Source organism: Rheinheimera sp. SA_1, from assembly GCF_001669775.1.
Classification (GTDB): domain Bacteria; phylum Pseudomonadota; class Gammaproteobacteria; order Enterobacterales; family Alteromonadaceae; genus Pararheinheimera.
Genome location: NZ_LXWK01000011.1, coordinates 594,513 through 614,123, shown reverse-complemented (window position 1 = coordinate 614,123; position 19,611 = coordinate 594,513). Strand labels below are relative to the sequence as shown.

Below are 19,611 nucleotides of genomic sequence, written 5' to 3'. Positions count from 1 at the left end.
TGGAACCTTGCTGGACTGGTTATATTAGGCATTGTGGTGGTCGCTTATCTGCAACTGGCTGATGCAGTGCCATTTGTGGCCAAAGATACTCTGATTGTCGATAAAGTAGAGCAAGGCGACTTCCATCGGAAAGTGAGGGGAACCGGCGTGTTTGCGCCGCGGGAGGTTACTTGGGTGACATCTGAAGTCGACGGCATTGTCGAGAAAGTATTCGTCAAACCTGGCAATACCATCGAACCGGGCGAGCCTCTCCTGCAGTTGTTTAACCGTCAACTATTGCAAAAGGTCGAGGAAGCGTCGCTTGAGTTAAATGTGACGAAAGACGAGCTCACCGTGTTGAGGGGCAAACTCACGAGTGAGCGTCTGAATCAGGAAAGTGCGTTGGCCCAGGCCAAAACCGCCTACTTAAGTAATAAATTACAAATGGACTCCGAGGCTGAATTAGCAAAGATCAACATTATCCCGAGGGTGGTTTTTGAGCGGACACAGTTAAAAGTGAAGCAGGATAAATTTGTGGTGAAACTGGAAGAGACCAAGCTGGCGAAGTTGCAAGACTCCTTTGATGCTCAGATTCGTGCGCAGGAGGCTAAAGTAGCGCTGTTGGATAATGTGTTGACTGCACGACAGAAGGATGTGAACTCGTTACTGATTGTCGCCGATCGTAAGGGGGTAGTGCAGGAGCTGACCGCATTAAAAGGGCAAAACCTGTTGATGGGCTCGGATGTCGCGCGCATTGTGAATATGCAGGACCTGATTGTTGAAATCCAGGTCCCGGAAGCGTTGGGGCGTGAATTACAGATAGGACAGCAGGCCAAGGTGGATACCCGAAGCGAGTGGCTATCCGGGAAAGTGATTCGTGTTGATCCTAAAGTGACCAATGGCACTATTCAGGTCGATATTGCGATGACCGAACCGTTACCGGCGGGAGTCAGACCAGATTTAAGTGTTGATGCAGAGATCGCGGTGGAGACATTGCAGAATGTGCTATTTGTCAAGAAGCCGGCCGCAACAGCGCCCGGCAGTTCCGGCTTTGTGTTCAAACTGAACAAGAACGGTCATCGTGCAGCACGAACCCAGGTGCAGTTTGGTAAAGCATCTTCTTCCGCTATCCAGGTGCTGGAAGGATTGCAACCGGGTGATCAAATCATCTTAACCGATATGGCGCAGTGGTTTGATAACATAGAGCTGAAATTAACCGAATGAATCAAGCTGCTTGCAGGTCAATCCCGGCAGCACGCTGTCAGACATTGATGCCGGCTTGCGAGCAATTGGTTCTACATGAATACACCCATCAAAGAGTTGGAAGGCCATCATGAATGTGATTGAATTGGAGCAGATCAATAAGGTTTTTGTCACCGACGAAATGGATACCCATGCCCTGAGTCAGGTTTCGTTGCAAGTAATGCAGGGAGAGTTTGTCTCCATCACCGGCCCGTCGGGGTGTGGTAAATCGACATTACTATCCATTTTGGGCTTATTGGATACTTGCAGCAGCGGTGTATATAAACTAAATGGCTCCGACGTAACAGAGCTTAATGCAACCCAGCGGGCTCAGGTCCGCAATCGAGATATTGGCTTTATTTTTCAGTCATTTAACCTGATCCCTGAGTTATCAGTGTTTGATAATGTCGCGCTGCCATTGATTTATCAGAGGCGGCTCAACCAGCAAGAAATCAAACAAAAAGCAATGTATGCGCTGGAGAAGGTTAATATGGTGCATCGACTGAAACACTATCCGGGGCAGTTATCCGGTGGCCAGCAGCAGCGAGTTGCCGTCGCCAGAGCGTTATCGACCGACCCCAAAGTGCTGTTGGCCGATGAGCCAACTGGGAACCTGGACTCTGCAAACGGGGCTGCGGTGATGGAATTACTGGCAGCTTTACATCGTGAAGGGTCGACGATTTGTATGGTTACCCATGATGAGCGATACACCAATCTAGCACAGCGGAACATCCATCTGCATGATGGTCGGATCGCCACGCTGGCGGTTAAAACCAAATCTGCCGCCAATTTCTGATCGAGGTTGAAATGACAGTCATTCGTATCGAGTTAATACAGGTCTGGTCGTCGTTGCGGCATAGCTGGCTGTTTTCGTTGCTATCAGTCGCAGGAATCGCCCTCGGATTGTCGGCTACCATTTATATGTTCAGCGCTATTCAGGGTTATTACTATAAAACATTGCCTTTTAAAGACGCTGAGCGGTTAATGCATTTAGAGTTTCGCGTTAATACCGGCGGCACCACGGCAGCAACCTATCGGGATTTTCTCGACTGGGAGGAGCGACAGCAGAGCTTTGCGGTTTTTGCAGCGTATTATCCATCGTTCGCGACCTTATCGGTTGGACAAAGCGGCACCCGTTACAATTCGGCGGTGGTGACCTCGAACCTGTTTGAAGTCACCGGGGTTCGTCCCTTGCTTGGACGGGGATTCACCGCAGATGATACCTTGCCGGGCAGTGCCCAGGTCGTTGTGATTAGCGATGTGGTCTGGCAAGAGTTTTTCCGCAAGGATCCGAGTGTGATTGGTAAAACTCTGCGGGTCAATGGGAATACCCACACGGTTATTGGAGTGATGCCGACAGGGTATCGTTTTCCGGTTGACCAGTACGTTTGGATACCGGTGAACTTTAACAAACTGGAAGCAAAACGCCGCGATGGGATTGGTTTAGAGGTCTTGGGTCTGCTCAAGTCCGGAGTCTCAATGGCTGCATCGAAATCGGAGCTTGCCTCCATCATGCAGGACTTGGCGACCCAGTATCCAGAGACCAACGAGGGCTATTCTGCAGAGGTTAAACCCTATACGGAAGAATTTACCCGTTTGAATTCGTTTCAGACGAAAATCATCATCTACACCCTGTTGACTGCCAGTGTATTTGTCTTGCTGATTGCCTGCGTGAACGTCGGTAATCTGATTCTCGCCAAAGGTGCAGCCCGGATGCGTGAGACAGCCATTCATGCGGCTCTTGGAGCAACCCGTCGCCGGTTTATTTTCCGTCAGGTTTTAGAGAGTTTAATTATTTCTATGGGCGGGGGGGTACTTGGGGTGCCCTTGGGATATTGGCTGGGTGCCTGGACCGGAAAGAACTTATTGAGCCAAGCAGGTAGTATGCCATTTTGGGTTACGTATCAGTTAGATAGCGCTGTAGTGTTATTTAGTTGTGTGTTGATTTGTACCGCAGCCATGCTGACCGGATTGTATCCGGCGTTACGCTCAGCCAGTCCTAATCTGATGTTACTGATGAAGGAAATGCCGCAAAACCCCGGTAGTGCTCAACAAGTTGGCGGACGACTGACCTTGGTGCAGATCAGTCTGTCATTTGCATTGCTGTACTCATCAGTACTGATGTTACAAAGCGGTCAGCAGATCAATCAGACAACGCAACAACACCTACCAGGGGTGACCGCTACTGGGCGGGTGGCATTGGATACTGCGAATTACGCAACGGTTGAAGCGCGGCATCGTTTTATCGAGCGGCTGAAATACGAGGCACAAAGCAATCCTCAAATCAGTGCGTTTGCTTTAACCACCAGTTTGCCGGGAATTGCTGCGCCTCCGGAATACTACACGCTGGGGGGCCGGGCAGTTTCTAAACTGTCGGATTATCCAGTCAGCAAGTCAGTGAGCGTGGATGGTGCTTTTTTTGCAATGGCGGGCAGTAAGCTATTGGCGGGGCGTATTATCGACAGTCGGGACAAAATTGACTCTACACCGGTGGTGGTGGTCAATCAGACTTTTGCGCAGCAATGGTGGCCTGATGTTGACAGTGCCATCGGTCAGAAGATTCGGGTAGGACTGGCTACGGAAAACCATCCATGGGCAACAATTGTTGGGGTTGTCAGCGATATTGTGCACGGCGATGTCCGCGATGAGGTCAAAGCCGTACTGTATATGCCGTTGCTACAACAAAATCAGAGTTTTGTCAGTGTGATGGCCAGCACAATGTTACCAGCGAACACAGCTATTAACGCGCTGCAACAAATGATTAAAAGCGCGGATGCTGAAATCGCAGCCTACTTTCTGCGTACATTAGACCAGGCCATTGAGCAGAGTTATCTGCTGGATGCGCTGATGGCAAAAATCTATAGTGGATTTGCTTCGGTGGCAGTGATGTTATCAGCATTTGGGATCTTTGGGACTCTAAGCTACAACCTTAGTCGACAAAGCAAAGAGCTGGGGATCCGGAAGGCGTTAGGGGCGACCCCAAAAGAATTAGCAACCATGTTGCTGACCCGGACTTACCGTCAGTATTTGTTCGGCAGCCTGATTGGTGCTGTGTTATGTGTTGGTCTCGGCCGTGTGATGGCCAGTCAAATCTATGGGGTCAGTGCTTTTGATCTGACATCCTTAGTTCTAGTGTTTTTTACGCTGGCGCTGGTTGTTCTGGTGGCGTCGCTGCTGCCGATCGTCAGAGCTATCAAAACTGAGCCAATTGTGGCGCTTCGACATGTGTAAATAGGGGGATAAGCATGCAAAATACAACTGAACAACAATATAAGGTGGTCATGAATCACGAAGAGCAATATTCGATTTGGTTTGCGGAGCGCGAGTTGCCATTGGGATGGACCGCTGAGGGAACTACTGGCAATAAGGAGGAATGCTTGCGGCATATCGAAACCATCTGGACTGATATTCGGCCACTTAGTTTAAGAAATGCGCTGAAGCAGGCATAACAATAGTTTCTTCGGGACAGAGCCTTTTAATCTATGAGCGAGTTCATGAATTACTTTGTTCGTTGGCAACAGCGGGAACATGCCACCAAACGAATTTTTTGTTTCCCATTTGCCGGTGGCGGTGCGGGTTTTTACCGGCACTGGGCGCAGTGCTTGCCCGCAGACATCGAATTAATTGCTGTGCAGTTGCCAGGGCGGGAAAACCTGTTGGATCAACCCCCAATGACCAGTCTCACTGCAATTGTTGACACATTGTTTGACAGTATTGAACCATATCTGGATAAACCTTTTGTGTTCTTCGGACATAGTCTCGGGGCGCTGTTAGCGTATGAGCTGGCCCGGATGCTGCGGAGTAAGCTGGATCTATCGCCGCAGTCTCTGATTGTCTCTGCAAAACGAGGCCCACATCTGCCGGGACAGGGCGTTGTGACGCATGCTCTGTCGGATCAGGATTTCATCGATGAATTAGCTTTGTTAAACGGTACTCCGGTTGAGTTTCTACAGGATCAGGAGCTGATGCAGTTCTTGTTACCGCAGTTGCGCGCAGATTTTCTCGTGAATGAAACCTATGCCTACCTACCGGGCTCTCCGTTGCGATGTCCGATTGTTGCTATGGGTGGTATCCGGGATCCGATGGTGACTGTGGAGGAACTCAGGGGATGGCAGCAGCACACATCACAGTCGTTCAGTTGCCAGCTGTTTGATGGCGATCATTTTTATCTGCAACAAGACAAACACTTTATGTCGGTCCTGTGCAGGCACTTGTAGCGATGAAATATTTTTATAGCACTGACAATCTAAACAGACAGAGACATCAATAATGAATGCAGAAGGAACAACAATATCCTTGTTCAGAGAGCTGGCTGATAACCAAATCCAGCTCTCTGTGCATGGCAGCGAATTGCGTGTGCATGCGCCACAGGGCAAATTAACGGATGCTTTGCGTCAGCAGATCAGGCAGCAAAAAGCCGCCCTGATCGCTGAATTGACGTTGAGCAATGCCCGGGCGGGCAGCGCGGTCATACCGCGTACCGATGCGACGGTGGCGCCTCTTTCTGTTTATCAGCGTGGGCTCTGGCTAACCGCCAACATGGCGCTGGTGGATGAGTCCAGTTACAACATGCCATTGAGTGTCAGCTTTAAAGGACGGTTCGGGCCCGATGCGTTTCGCGAAGCGCTGTTCTGGATGGCTGAACGGCATCAACTGCTGCGTTGTTGTGTCCAAGAAGCAGGGCAAGAAGTCGTCTTATCAGTCTCAACACAGCCACTCTGTTATCACTACGTTGACCTTACGACATCAGCTGATCCGGTTGCAGAGGCATCAACGCGGGTCAAAGCCGACGCGAATACGCCTTTTGATCTGACGGGACTATTGTGGCGTGCGATGCTTCTACAACTTGCTGCTGATCATTATGTGTTTGCCTGTAATTTCCACCATTTGATTATGGATGGCCACTCATTAGAGCTGTTCAAACAGGAGCTTTTATCGGCCTATATAGCGTTTAGTCACGGGCGTCGCCCAGCAGTGACAGATTTACCCATCCAGTATCTGGATTATTGTTTGTGGCAGCGGCAGCACAAGGGGCAGGCCGAACAGCAACGACAATTAGCGTACTGGCAACAAAAGCTCAGTCTGTTACCGGAGCCCCTGCAGTTTCACCCATTTGCACCAACTGAGATTGTGCCCAAAGTCGCTGGCTCGGCGAAAATGGCGTTGGAGCCGGCCGTGAGTGATGCTATCACCGGCTTCTGCCGACAGCACCAGACCACGCATGCCGTGTTTTTTTACAGTCTGTTCAGTTTATTACTCGCACGTGCGCAGGATCGAAGCGACATCGTGCTGGGGACCCCGGTTAGTCACCGGGATCAGACACAGTTGCAAGGTTTGTTGGGCTACTTCGTGAATACTCTGGTGTTGCGTAGCCAGATAGATGAGCAGCAGTCGTTCGTGTCTTTACTGGCGCAAGCGAAAGAGACCTATTTGCAGGCTTTTGATCATAAGGATGTTGCATTTGAAGAGTTGGTCACCCAACTGGTGGTTGAACGTCAGCAGGATCAGCACCCTATTTTTCAGGTGCTCTATAGCTTTCACCGGGAACAAAACATTGCTGAGTCGACCGAATACGCACAACACTCTGCTCTTGAGGTCAGCGCTTTTGGCAGTCGCCAATTAGCCCCGAAGTTTCCACTGGCGTTTTATGTGGTTGAAAAGTCAACCGGGTTCCGATTAGAGCTAGTGTTTGATCAGCAAAGGGTGGCTGAACCCTGGGCTACACAGATGCTTGAGCAGATGGCGTTTGCTATCCCGCAGCTGTTGCAACAGTGTGATACCGGGTTGCAGCAACTCCATTTGTTGCCTAAAACGCAGACTGACACTGTGCTCAGTTGGGGACAAACGAAACCACTGGCAGCCTCGGACGACGGCTATCTGCAGACGTTTGCCAGACTTGCTCAGATGGTTCCGCATCGTACGGCCGTTTCTTGCGATACCACCCACTTCACTTTTGCTCAGTTAGCGCAACGCAGCGATCAACTGGCGGCGACTATTCAAGCGATGGGTGTGACATCGGGCGCGGTCGTGGCGCTTTATAGCCGAAAATGCAGTCGCAGTATTCTGGCGATGTTAGCTTGCTGGAAAGCCGGCGTTGCCTATTTACCACTGGACGTGCGTCATCCGCCGGAACGTATTGGCCAAATCCTTGACAAAGCCCGGGTGTCATTAGTGTTATCTGAAGCCACCAGTTGGAGTGCGCTACAGCGACCGGAGCAAATGCTGGATTTGTTTGATGAGTCGCAGTGGTTAGTTGCCGATGCTGTCCCTCAACTTGGGACTGTCGCGCCAGACGCGTTAGCCTATGTAATTTTTACTTCGGGTTCGACCGGCACTCCAAAAGGAGTTGCCGTATCGCATGGCGCGATTCTTAATCAGGGGCGGGCTGTTCAGCAACAAATCCTCAATGCCGGCGATTGGTATCGCGAGGAAACCAATATTGCTGTTAATGCCTCGCTGGTTTTTGATGTATCCGTCACCCAGATCGTGCAGTTATATTTCGGTGCAACTTTAAGGCTGGTGACCGATGAACAAAAGCAAGATCTGGAACAACTCTGGAACTTCTGGCAGAGTTATCCGATTGCTGTATTTGATTGTACGCCCAGTTATTTCCAACTAATACTAGATACCATGGATGCCACCCTGCTCCGATATTTACCAAAGTGTTTTCTGGTTGCGGGTGAGGGGATCAGTGAGGCGATGTGGCAACGTTTACAACGTCTGGCCCAAACTACTGGTTGTAGGATTTTCAATGCCTATGGACCGACGGAGTGCACCGTTTACGCGTCATACTGTGATTTAGCTGCATGCTCCACGCAACCACAAATTGGCGGACCGTTGTCCGCCAATCAGTTGTTTATACTCGACCGGCATCGTCGGCTGATGCCACCAGGTTGTACTGGCGAACTTTATGTTGGCGGCGCCGGTTTGGCAACCGGCTATTATCATGCAGAGGAGCTGACCCGCGAACGATTTGTCAATATCATGCTGGCGGATAACCGGACCCATCGTCTGTACAGGACCGGGGATTTGGTGTGCTGGGACCATCAGGGGCAACTGATTTACAAAGGACGAACCGACAATCAGATTAAACTACGCGGATTCCGTGTGGAGCTGGATGACATCGTGCATGCGATCAGCCATATACCCGGTATCAGGCAAGCGGCCGTCCGTCTGTTTCAGCACAACAATGACCAGCAACTGGTTGCCTACTACCTATCTGCGGATGGTCAGGCGCTTGACTCCGTTGATCTGACTGCAGCACTGCAGGAAAAACTGCCGTTTTATATGTTGCCAAATCAGTGGATCCAGGTAGAGCGTATGCCGATGACCATTAATGGCAAACTCGATATGCGCGCTCTGCCTGCGCCCGGTCAGGTTGAGCAGTGCTATGTGGCGCCTGCGGATGAAATCGAAATCGTGCTGGCGCAAATCTGGCAAGAGTTGACCGGGCAACCACAAATCAGTGTTGAGCAGAGTTTGTGGCATTTTGGTGTTCATTCGTTGTTGTTTATGTGGGCATCGATGAAACTGCAAAACCAGTTGAAGCTGAAAGTTTCGGTGAAAGAGCTGTTCGACCGCAGTACAATCAGATTACAGGCTGCGCTCTGCCGGGAACGTTTGCTGACGGGCAACGCGGTAGAACTTGCCATCAGACGGCGTGGCGAGCTGCAGGCGCCGATGTCATACCGGCAACTGAGTTTTTGGTTGTCAGAGGCGCTAAGTCCACCAGATACGGGGGACTTCAACATGAGCTACTCGGTGTTGATCAAAGGACCGTTAGATGTCGGCGTGCTCAAGGAAAGTTTTGTTCGTTTGATTGCAAGGCATGAAACGCTACGAACCAATGTTATTCGCAACGATAATCAGCAACAACTGAGTGTGCAACCAGCACATCGAATGAACTGGCAGTTCTGGGATTTTCGGCGTCACATTAAACCTGATGCGGCTATCGAGAATATTGTCCAAAACGAGCATCTACGAAGTTTCGATCTGCAATATGAATTGCCCCTTCGATTGCATGTATTTCAGTTAGCAAACGACAAATTTGTATTGTGCATGACAATGCATCACCTGTTCTCAGATGGATGGTCAATGCAAGTAATTCGCAAAGATTTGGTGCGAATTTACACTGCTCTGAGTGAGCAAAGAGAGCCTGAGCTGCCTGAACTCAGTGTGCAATACAATGATTATGCCTATTGGCTGAATCAACAGTATCAAGCGGGTGAGCTGTCAGTGCAGAAAGAGTACTGGCGTGTAAAACTGGCCGATTTATCGCCGCAATTCTATCCGCCATTGCCAGAACTGATAGAGCAAATACCAGTCAAGACCGTGGTAAAAGAGTTGCAATTAGGACCAGTGCTGAGTCAGCGACTACGACAACTGGCCGCGCAAAACAATACAACCATATATGCCACCTTGCTTGCAAGTTATCAGTTGATGCTGACGAAAGTGTCTGGGATCACTGATGTTGTTGTGGTTACCCCATTTGCTGAACGGGAATCCCCAGAGCTTGAACAGTTAGTTGGTTTTTTTGTAAACACACTGATTCTGCGTAATCAAATTGATATGAATGCTGATTTTATTACCTTAGTCAGGCAGGTGCGGGACTGCTGTGTAGAGGCATTCAGCAATGCCCAGATTGGCTATCACGAAGTCATCGCGATGGCTCGTGAGATAAATGGGAATGCCACCTTGCTCGATGACAATATCATGTTTGCGTTTAAGCGGGTTGAGTTGAGTCAGGCAAAAACGGCAACGCTGTTTGAGAACTGGGAAATCAGTCCGTATTTTGATTATGTCCGGCATAATGTGGGCCGCATGACTTGCTCTTGGCTTGATAATGGGGCAGAACTCAAATGCTCCATGATGTTTCGGCAAGATCTGGTGTCTGATGAGTTCCAGCAATTGCTCTTTGATCACTACCTTCAGCTGCTGACGAATTTAGTACAAGCGCCACAGCAGGCTCTGCAGGATGTACCATGGACAGGCAAACCGCTGGCTCAGGCGCCACAACTGTCAGCTGCCATCAATCTAGATGCCAGCGATGCATTGTCCTATGTATCACGGACTGCCGTGCTCACAGAGGAACAGTTACAAATTCGGAATTTATGGGCCAAATTGCTGTGTATGGAATCCCAAGATATTGATCTTGATACCGAGTTTTTTAGATATGGCGGGCATTCATTATTGACGATGGAGTTGCTGGCGGCTCTGCGCCTGCAGTTTGGGATTGAAGGTGATGCGGCTGCGTTGCTGCGGTCTAACACCGTGCGCAAACAGGAACAGTACCTGAGGTCTTTGCAACACAGTGCGCCTAAACAGGTTCAATGTAAGGTTCAGATGTCTGGTAACCCACTAAACGAACCAATCCTTTTTTTAGCGCCGGCGCTGGGTGCAAGTGTCAGTAGTTACCAATCGTTAGTGGCCGCACTGGCCGCAGACTTTAGAATTGGTTTGCTCTCTACACCTGGAATTGATCAGTTTACAACTGCTGAAAATGACTGCCATGATTGGCCACTAAATAGCAGATTGCGGCAGTACCTGCACAACATACTGACTCATCAGCCCGAAGGTCCCTACACTTTGCTCGGGCATTCTTTTGGCGGAAACATCATGTTTGAACTTGCTGTCTTGCTTGAACTGCGGGGCCATCAGGTTCAGCTGATTTTGCTGGATAGTATCCTTGGTGCTATTGACCCTGCAGAAACGCCAATGTCGACTAGTCAGTTTATGCAGTCCCGTTTACCCGGGTCAGTTCATTACAGGATTGCAGACCAGTCTAGCGCACTGACACCGTCTGAATTGTTTTCACAACTTCGGCTCTGTGGCCTGATGCCAGATAGCTTTAGCGAAGAAGCGTTTGGCGGATATCTACGTGCAGTCCAATCACAGCTGCAATTTTACTACTCCTACCATCCGAGCAACCGGCTTGCTGGCAAGGTCACGTTGATTGAAGCGACACAAGGTCTGGCTATTCATCCACGCCAGCACCAGATTCGAAAATATATACAACAATACGCAACTGAAACTATCAGGATAGTCGAAGCACCCGGTAGTCATGTCGGGGTGGCTGAACATCCGGCATTGGCAAGCATCATCAAAAATCTGATGTTAAATGGTTCAGACACATATGGAATGGTCCGCTGAATCTATTGACTAACAGCGGCAAGGAGATTTTGAAGTGAAACAAAATTTGATACTGAAACTGATAAGGGAGCAGCGCTGGTTGATTCTCTTTGGGGTTATTTCGAGCATGGCCAGTGCACTGATCACTATCGGTACATTGAGTTTGATTAGTTCATTGATTAGTGGAGAGTTGCTTCCCTATGATTTAGATAAGTTAACGGGTTTATATAGTCTGTTTGGATTGGCACTCATTCTTTTTCTGATGAGTTTTTTATCCACATTGTCGTTAAACCGGCTGGGTAATCAGGTCATTGAAGAATTACGACTTTACCTGATTGATAAAGTCCTCAAAAGCAGTCTGCAGGATCTGGAGAAAATTGGCTGGAATCGGATTTATGCAATTTTCACCACTGATGTACCTGTGATAGGCCAGGGCTTTCGGCGCTTCCCTTTAGTGGTACTAAATGGAACCATTATCGTGACTGCTTTTGTTTATATGGCGTATCTGTCTTTTGACTTATTCCTAGTGTTGGCAGGTGTTGTTGCGGTGAGCGTTACCTTTTCACAAAGCACACTGGTGCGCAAAATACACATCTACAGTGATAAGTTCAGAACAAGTCATGACACTTTGTACAAACATTACGATGACTTGATTCATGGTTTCAGAGAACTAAAACTGAGCCGGGACAGAAGAAAGCAGATTATTGAAGGGGATGCGACAGAAAACATCGGCAATATGGCAACTCAAGCCAATAAGAGGGATATGTTCACGGCGATTTATACCGGATGGAGTGTTTTTGTGTCGTTTTTTGCCATTGCGCTGATTATCTATTTAGGGAGTTTTGTCTTTGCTGTCAGTAATGAGGCGCTAGTTGGTTATTCAGTCGTCTTGTTGTTTATCCGTGGTTCAATTATGAACCTGATCGACGCTGTTCCTGTTATTGTCAACGCTCGGGTCTCTCTGAACAAATTATCCAAGCTTGAAATGGCAGAAGAATTGGCGACAGGTCGCCAAATCGATATATCCACTGACGGGGTTACACTGAGCTTTCAGCAATTGCGTTTCAGATACGAAACTGCTGGAAACGAGGCAGGTTTCGCGCTGGGGCCATTTGACCTAACCGCAAGACCAGGCGAGGTGATCTTTTTTGTCGGCGGTAATGGCAGCGGAAAGACGACCTTAGCCAAGGTGATGTGTGGGTTATATCGACCGACGGAAGGGAAGATCTTGGTCAATGGGGTGGCTTTGTCAGATATTGATATGACATCGTACCGCGACCTTTTTTCGATGATTTTTTTCGATTTCTACTTATTCAACCGGGTCCATGACGACTGTCTTTCTGCCGAACAACAACAGTTGTTGGACTTGATGCTCCATAAACTGGAGTTACAGGACAAAGTCGTTTTTGACCAGGGACAGATAACTGCCAATAAATACTCACAAGGACAGCGAAAACGACTGGCGCTGCTAGCAACAGTTCTCGAGAGCAAACCCATTTATTTCTTCGATGAGTGGGCAGCCGATCAGGATCCAGAATATAAAGCAGTATTCTATTTTGAAATTTTGCCCATGCTCAAAGCGATGAATAAAATCGTCTTTGTGATTTCTCATGATGATAAGTACTTTCACGTCGCTGACCAGCTACTGAGAATGGACCGCGGTACTATCTATCAAGTACCGACAGGAGCTGCTGCCACTGTCAGCGCGCGATCAGTTGAACGTGCTCAGGTCGATTCTCTGTTGATGCAAGCCGTTGTGGAGTGACGAGCGCTCCGGGGGAGGTGCCCTTGGTGCAGGAAGAACTAAATAGTTGACTGAAGAGCTATGTGGAGGACAAATTGATTATCGATTTCGCGGCTGGGGCCGTTGGTGTTGATCTCAACGCCGATATTGTCATTATTGGTTCGGGTATCGCCGGGCTTGTTATTGCCAGAGAGATGGCCGCCAGCGGCAAACAAGTGTTGGTGTTAGAAAGTGGCGATATAAGCAAAAGTCTGGCGGCTGATGCGGCCGCCAAAGGCCTGACACACATTATCAAACCAGACGGTGAAGTTCTTCAACAAGACCACTATCTGCATGAATCCAGACAGTTTGCTTTTGGCGGTGCCGCAAACAAATGGGGAGGAAAGTGCGCCATTATGGACCCGGTCGACTTTAAAGCCCGCAGTTATATGCCAATGAGTGGGTGGCCAGTCGATTACCAGACGTTGGTACCGCATGTTGAAAAAGCCTGCCGTGACATGCAGATCCCAACTTTGACTAAAGCCGACGATTGGGCAAGGGCCGATTTCTCTATCAACAACAGATATAACTTTGAAAGCAGCATCAGAACTTTTACGCCGTTAACAGGTGAGGATACTGGTAGCGACTATGACCGATTTAAAAGAGGAATTGCGACGCGACCAAATATACGCATGTTAATCAACGCAACGGTAAAGGAAATTGTGACGAATCGTAGTGGCGATAAACATATCGATTATGTTTGTATTGAAAGTGCCGACGGAGAACAGCATCAGGTGAGCGGAACAACGTTCATACTCGCGGCTGGCGGCCTTGAGAACGTCCGTTTGTTGCTGAGTTCAAACCGTCAGTTCCCGCAAGGACTTGGCAATGATCACGGACTGGTTGGACGATACTTTTGTGGGCATGCGATCTTTCGCTTGCCTAGCTCTGTGCCAGGCCGGCAGGCAGGCCTGTGTTTACCGCTGGCAAAAGACAGCCTGCTGTTGAAAGAGTATGTGAATAAAGACTCCAGCACTCCCCATAAGCTTTTCAAGCTAAGCGAAAACGCTCAGCGGCGTAAAAAATTACCCAACGGCACTATAACGCTTGAACGACGCTTAGAAAGTGACGGACAAGTATTTTATCCGGCATTTTTTATGCTGGAACAGCAGTTAACGGAGCAGAGTTATGTATCGTTGTTGCCACCGGTGAACGGACATTCTGCCTTGCAGCTTCACTGGCACTTTAGTCGGCAGGATGTCATCAATTTGCAGGCTATGTTGGCACTGTTTGATGCAGACTTACAGAAAAGTGAATTAGGTTATCTGGATTATGTGTTTGATGAAACAGCGCTTTTTAAATACATGACCCTGGCGTCACATCACATGGGTACAACTCGCATGTCAGATCAACCAGACAAAGGGGTCGTTGATCAATACTGCCGCCTGCATGGCTCGGACAATCTTTATATTGCCAGCACATCCGTGTTTTGTACGTCTGCCTTGGCCAACCCAACGATCACGCTGTTAGCACTTTGTCACCGGATTTGTACGCATATAAAAGACTAACCATGCTGCCTGCCGGTCGCCACCAAAGTCGCGCAAGCAGCATCTCCCGACTGAACTCAGCCGGAGGTCGTTAACTCATTAAAACCGTGTTTAAAGGTCAGTTTCACTGAATCTGATCAATGTCCGGCATGCCCGACTAATTGAAAAGGCACCGGCAGCAGCGGTGGAAGAAGTGTTGGCGATTGTGGCGAGTATTTTGGAGTAGAGGACGGTTTTTAATTAACGTACATAATTTTTTAATTACAAGCGAATTTCAAGTTGCCGTATTGCACTTGGTATTTTTTAATAAATAAGCGGCTGGCAGTGTCTAAAGGGGAATTTAAAGCAGACTTGAAAGTGCAACTCAGAATTCTGTATGAGGAAATAGAAAAGATTGATCAGCGTCAGGATGTTGATGATTTAATATATCAATGTTGCAGCTTTTTTCAGCAGTATGTGGATGGCATTATAGATAATTGCGAATATAATTATAGTTCTATCGGTGATCAATTAATCAATAGAGTTTTGGGCTACGGTAGTTCGAGTAATGACGATCGATGTGTGCTTGCATTAATTTTTTACCGATTTTTAATAGAGCATTCTATTGTGGTTGAACATTATAAATTTACTGGACGAGATGAGATATGCACGGCCCTTCGTAGTTATATTGATAGCTATTATCCGAGCGATGATTCAGTCAATGTCTACAGAAACTATTCTTTTAATTTGCATCCATCAATATTAGTGCATAACAGAGTAAATGTTAAAATTCAAACACAGCAAGGATCTCAACAATCCATTATTGATGAACTTTCTAAATACAAAGACTCAGACTTTAAGGTTTCTCAGGTGTTATCCCAACTCGAAAAATGGGATTCATCAGTCGATGAGAAATTTCAAAGGATTGAGAGTTTAAATAAAGAGCTTCAGAATCTTTCAAGCAGTTACAATTTTGCAAATATTTCGCATGGTTTTCAAAATTTGCTTAAATCTAAAAAAGCAAGTTTGCACTTAAATAGTATTCTTATTTTTATATTGACAGTGATTCTAGTAGCTCCGCCTATGTTTAAAATATTTACTGGGCTGTATCCAGAGCCAAGCGTTTATGGAACGAGAATAGACTTGACTTCATATTTAATAAATTATATTCCATTTGTTGCATTAGATTTTTTTGTCCTTTATTTTTTCAGAATCGTATTAAGCACAAGAAAAGAGATTACTACGCAGGTAGTTCAGCTGGAACTGAGAAAGTCGCTATGTCAGTTTATAGAGAGTTATTCTGAAAGATCTAAAGAAATGTCCGCAACTACACCAAAACTTTTGGAAAAGTTTGAAACACTTATATTCTCTGGCCTTACAACCGATCCGACGAATGTACCAACGACATTTGATGGACTCGAACAGCTAGCTAATATGATTAAATCTATAAAAAACGCATAAATTACTCGTTCATAGCGATATCAGTTTTAAGCGAACTGGTTAAACAAAAAGGCGACCCGCAGGTCGCCTTTTGATATTTTTGAGCAAAGCAAATATAATCAACAGCTTAGATTGCTGCGATTTCCGCTTGTTGTGCCAGCAACTTCACAATAGCAGCCTCTGCATCTGCCAGTTTTTCACGCTCTTTCGCAAGAACCGCTTCCGGTGCTTTAGCAACAAAACCTTCGTTCGCCAGTTTACCGGCAACCCGCGCTGCTTCTTGCTGCATTTTTTCCAGCTGTTTGGCGATGCGGGTGAGTTCGGCTTCTTTATCGATGAGGCCAGCCATTGGGATCAGTAAATCCATACTGCCTAACAGCTGCGCGGCACAAGCTGGTGCGGTATCGGCGGTGCTCAGCACTGTGATGCTGTCGAGCTTGGCCAGATTCAGCAGCAGTGCCTGGTTTTGCTCTAACCGACGGCTGTCATCGCTTGATAAATTGCGCAGCAATAACGGCAGTGGTTTAGTTGGCGCTATGTCCATCTCGCCGCGGATATTACGGATGGCGACGATAAAGTTCTTCACCCATTCGATATCCGAAGCGGCGTTGTCGTTGACCAGCGCCGTGTTACTTTGTGGATACGCCTGCAGCATAATGCTGTCGCCTGCTTGCAGATCGGTGCGGATCATCGGGGCTACGCGCTGCCAAATTTCTTCGGTGATAAACGGCATAATCGGGTGCATCAGGCGCAATAACGATTCCAGCACCGTCAGCAGCGTATGACGGGTGCCACGTTGCTGCGCGTCATCGCCTTTAAATAACACCGGTTTGGTCAGTTCCAGGTACCAGTCACAGAACTGGTTCCAGGTGAATTCGTACAGGGTATTGGCTGCCATATCAAAACGATAGCTGTCCAGATACTGGCGGAACTGCGTCACTGTTTGCTGATACTGGCTTAAAATCCACTGGTCGGCTAACGACAGTTTCATCTCGCCGCTGCTTTCACCATTGGAGGCCACACCACAATCTTTGCCTTCAGTCATCATGGTGACATAACGGCTGGCATTCCACAGCTTGTTACAGAAGTTGCGGTAACCGTCTAAGCGTTTCATATCCCAGTTGATATCGCGGCCGGTGGAGGCGAGCGCGGCTAAAGTGAAGCGCAGCGCATCGGTACCACAGGCATCAATACCTTCCGGGAATTGCTTTTTAGTCTGGTTGCCGATTTTCTCGGCCAGCTGCGGCTGCATCATGTTGCTGGTGCGTTTGGCCAGCAGATCGTCGAGGCTAATACCGTCAATCATATCCAGTGGATCGATGACGTTGCCTTTAGATTTTGACATTTTATCGCCGTTTTCGTCGCGGATAAGACCGGTAACATAAACAGTTTTAAATGGCACTTGCGGCTTGCCGTTTTCATCTATAACAAAATGCATCGTCATCATAATCATCCGGGCAACCCAGAAGAAAATAATGTCAAAACCAGTCACCAACACATCGGTTGGGTGGAAGGTTTTTAAATCTTCGGTATTTTCCGGCCAGCCTAAAGTCGAGAAGGTCCACAAAGCTGAGCTAAACCAGGTATCGAGCACGTCGTTGTCCTGGCGCAGCGCGAAATCAGCAGCTAAACCGTGTTTAGCGCGCACTTCGGCTTCATCACGGCCAACATAAACTTTACCGTCATTGTCATACCAGGCTGGAATGCGGTGACCCCACCACAGCTGACGCGAAATACACCAGTCCTGAATGTCGCGCATCCAGCTGAAGTACATGTTTTCATACTGTTTTGGCACAAACTGAATGTCGCCGTTTTCCACCGCTTCAATCGCAGTTTTGGCCATCGGCGCCACACGCACATACCATTGGTCAGTCAGCATTGGCTCAATCACCACGCCAGAGCGGTCGCCATAAGGCAGGGTGTTGGTCAGCGCTTCGATTTTGTCTAACAGGCCAGCGGCGTCAAAAGCAGCAACAATAGCTTTACGCGCGGCATAACGGTCAAGACCTGCTAAATCGGCCGGAATTGGTGCGCTGAGGTTCAGGTTTTCTTCGCCATTGGTAAAGAAACACTCACCTTCGGTGCGAATAGTGGCGTCTTTGGTCATCACGTTGATCATCGCCAGCTGATGACGTTTACCGACTTCGTAGTCGTTAAAGTCATGCGCCGGGGTGATTTTCACGCAACCCGAGCCTTTTTCTTTGTCGGCGTGCTCGTCGGCAATAATCGGAATTCGACGATTCACCAACGGCAGCAGAATTTCTTTACCAATCAACGACTGATAACGTTCATCATCCGGATTTACTGCAACAGCAGTATCACCAAGCATGGTTTCAGGACGGGTGGTCGCAACCACTAAATAGTTTTTGCCATCAGCAGTTAAAACGCCATCGGCCAGCGGGTAGCGTAAGTGCCAGAAATGGCCTTGTTGCTCTTTGCTTTCTACTTCTAAATCAGAAATAGCGGTGTGTAATTTTGGATCCCAGTTGACTAAACGCTTGCCGCGGTAAATCAGGTCGTCCTGATACAAACGGACAAATACTTCCTGCACGGCGTTCGACAGGCCATCGTCCATGGTGAAACGTTCTTTTTCCCAGTCCACCGAGTTGCCTAAACGACGCATTTGTTCAGTGATAGTGCCACCGGATTCGGCTTTCCATTCCCAGACTTTTTCGATAAAAGCCTCACGGCCCATGGCGTGGCGATCCGGTTTGCCTTGCGCGGCTAACTGACGCTCAACCACCATTTGAGTGGCGATACCGGCGTGGTCGGTCCCGACTTGCCACAAGGTGTTTTTACCCTGCATCCGTTGGTAGCGGGTCAGGGCGTCCATAATGGTTTGCTGAAACGCGTGGCCCATGTGCAGGCTGCCGGTAACGTTTGGCGGCGGGATCATAATGCAATACGCGCCGTTGCTGTTGTCACCTGAAGGTTTGAAGTAGCCTTTGCTTTCCCAGGCCTGATACATGGCCTGTTCGATTTGACTTGGGTTAAATTTCGTTTCCATTTCGATACCTGTTTCAGCTGGCCTGGACGGTTTGTGGCGTCACACCTAGCTGGCGATAATGTTTATACTTTTGCCGGGCGATGTCTTTATCAGATTCCGCCTGCGGCACAAATTCGATGATTTGACTGAACCTGTTGACAAAAACCGGCACAGTCGAAGTTAAATTGATGAGCACCTGACGGCTATTCTTGGGTGGCAACCAGCTGATTTCAATGGGAGCACCGCGGGCAGGGCCTTCGCCAGCCAGGTTATGCGGCACAAAACTGTGCGCATCAAACTGCCATAATACCTCATCCAGCTGTTCAGCGTCTTGCTGATTTGCGCAGTAGACAAACACCTTTTGGTTATTGCGATAGAGTTCGGCGCATAACAAACAAGCCTGCCAGATCATCGCCGGTACAGCATTTTGCACTGGATCGGCCGGGTCAGCTGGGGCTGGCAAATAAAACTGTACTTGCATCAAGTGGCTTTCCTGTTTACGACAATCAACTCAACAACTATAACAACAGTAGCTGGCTCAAAACAAAACTGGCCAGGATATCCGGGCCAGTTGAATTTGCAGTTTT

11 protein-coding genes are annotated in these 19,611 nt (G+C 48.3%); 9 read left to right on the top strand and 2 right to left on the bottom strand.

All coding sequences use genetic code 11. The annotated features are described in order from the left end of the window. The first annotated feature begins 36 nt into the window (after nt 1-36). From A5320_RS03890 to A5320_RS03850, 9 genes are all read left to right on the top strand, one after another. Nucleotides 37-1,203 carry an efflux RND transporter periplasmic adaptor subunit gene (locus A5320_RS03890; protein ID WP_197489969.1) on the top strand — a complete coding sequence of 389 codons (1,167 nt, stop codon included), beginning with the start codon at nt 37-39 and terminating at the stop codon, nt 1,201-1,203. A 109-nt stretch (nt 1,204-1,312) separates the two neighbouring features. Beyond that, complete coding sequence (locus A5320_RS03885; RefSeq protein ID WP_068061152.1) at nt 1,313-2,017, top strand: ABC transporter ATP-binding protein; 705 nt, start codon at nt 1,313-1,315, stop codon at nt 2,015-2,017. An 11-nt stretch (nt 2,018-2,028) separates the two neighbouring features. Further along, nucleotides 2,029-4,452, top strand: coding sequence for an ADOP family duplicated permease (locus tag A5320_RS03880; protein ID WP_082971516.1), 2,424 nt, complete (start codon nt 2,029-2,031; stop codon nt 4,450-4,452). Nucleotides 4,453-4,466: 14 nt separating this feature from the next. Continuing rightward, the gene (locus A5320_RS03875) at nt 4,467-4,670 is read left to right on the top strand and encodes an MbtH family protein (RefSeq protein ID WP_068061146.1); all 204 of its coding nucleotides are present in this window, start codon (nt 4,467-4,469) and stop codon (nt 4,668-4,670) included. Nucleotides 4,671-4,715: 45 nt separating this feature from the next. Further along, a complete protein-coding gene (locus A5320_RS03870) occupies nt 4,716-5,438 on the top strand; it encodes a thioesterase II family protein (protein WP_197489968.1) in 723 nt (240 codons plus the stop codon). A 79-nt stretch (nt 5,439-5,517) separates the two neighbouring features. After that, a complete protein-coding gene (locus A5320_RS03865; RefSeq protein ID WP_068061140.1) occupies nt 5,518-11,370 on the top strand; it encodes a non-ribosomal peptide synthetase in 5,853 nt (1,950 codons plus the stop codon). Between the two features lie 34 nt (nt 11,371-11,404). Next, nucleotides 11,405-13,114 (top strand): cyclic peptide export ABC transporter, encoded by a 1,710-nt coding sequence (locus A5320_RS03860; protein ID WP_068061139.1) that lies wholly within the window; start codon nt 11,405-11,407, stop codon nt 13,112-13,114. 74 nt (nt 13,115-13,188) lie between these two features. Next, nucleotides 13,189-14,640 carry an FAD-dependent oxidoreductase gene (locus A5320_RS03855; protein WP_157605617.1) on the top strand — a complete coding sequence of 484 codons (1,452 nt, stop codon included), beginning with the start codon at nt 13,189-13,191 and terminating at the stop codon, nt 14,638-14,640. 303 nt (nt 14,641-14,943) lie between these two features. Then, complete coding sequence (locus A5320_RS03850; RefSeq protein WP_068061133.1) at nt 14,944-16,059, top strand: hypothetical protein; 1,116 nt, start codon at nt 14,944-14,946, stop codon at nt 16,057-16,059. A 106-nt stretch (nt 16,060-16,165) separates the two neighbouring features. Here the strand turns inward: A5320_RS03850 and A5320_RS03845 are convergent, their stop codons facing one another. Further along, nucleotides 16,166-19,045: a valine--tRNA ligase gene (locus A5320_RS03845; protein ID WP_068061130.1), complete on the bottom strand. Its 2,880-nt coding sequence runs from the start codon at nt 19,043-19,045 to the stop codon at nt 16,166-16,168. Nucleotides 19,046-19,058: 13 nt separating this feature from the next. Beyond that, a complete protein-coding gene (locus A5320_RS03840) occupies nt 19,059-19,505 on the bottom strand; it encodes a DNA polymerase III subunit chi (protein WP_068061127.1) in 447 nt (148 codons plus the stop codon). Between the last annotated feature and the right edge of the window lie 106 nt (nt 19,506-19,611).

What these genes read in the sequence shown, in the direction of transcription:
- A5320_RS03885 (WP_068061152.1), top strand. Translation starts at nt 1,313, where the DNA reads ATGAATGTGATTGAATTGGAGCAGATCAATAAGGTTTTTGTCACCGAC.
- A5320_RS03845 (WP_068061130.1), bottom strand. Translation starts at nt 19,045, where the DNA reads ATGGAAACGAAATTTAACCCAAGTCAAATCGAACAGGCCATGTATCAG.
- A5320_RS03880 (WP_082971516.1), top strand. Translation starts at nt 2,029, where the DNA reads ATGACAGTCATTCGTATCGAGTTAATACAGGTCTGGTCGTCGTTGCGG.
- A5320_RS03840 (WP_068061127.1), bottom strand. Translation starts at nt 19,505, where the DNA reads ATGCAAGTACAGTTTTATTTGCCAGCCCCAGCTGACCCGGCCGATCCA.
- A5320_RS03870 (WP_197489968.1), top strand. Translation starts at nt 4,716, where the DNA reads ATGAATTACTTTGTTCGTTGGCAACAGCGGGAACATGCCACCAAACGA.
- A5320_RS03875 (WP_068061146.1), top strand. Translation starts at nt 4,467, where the DNA reads ATGCAAAATACAACTGAACAACAATATAAGGTGGTCATGAATCACGAA.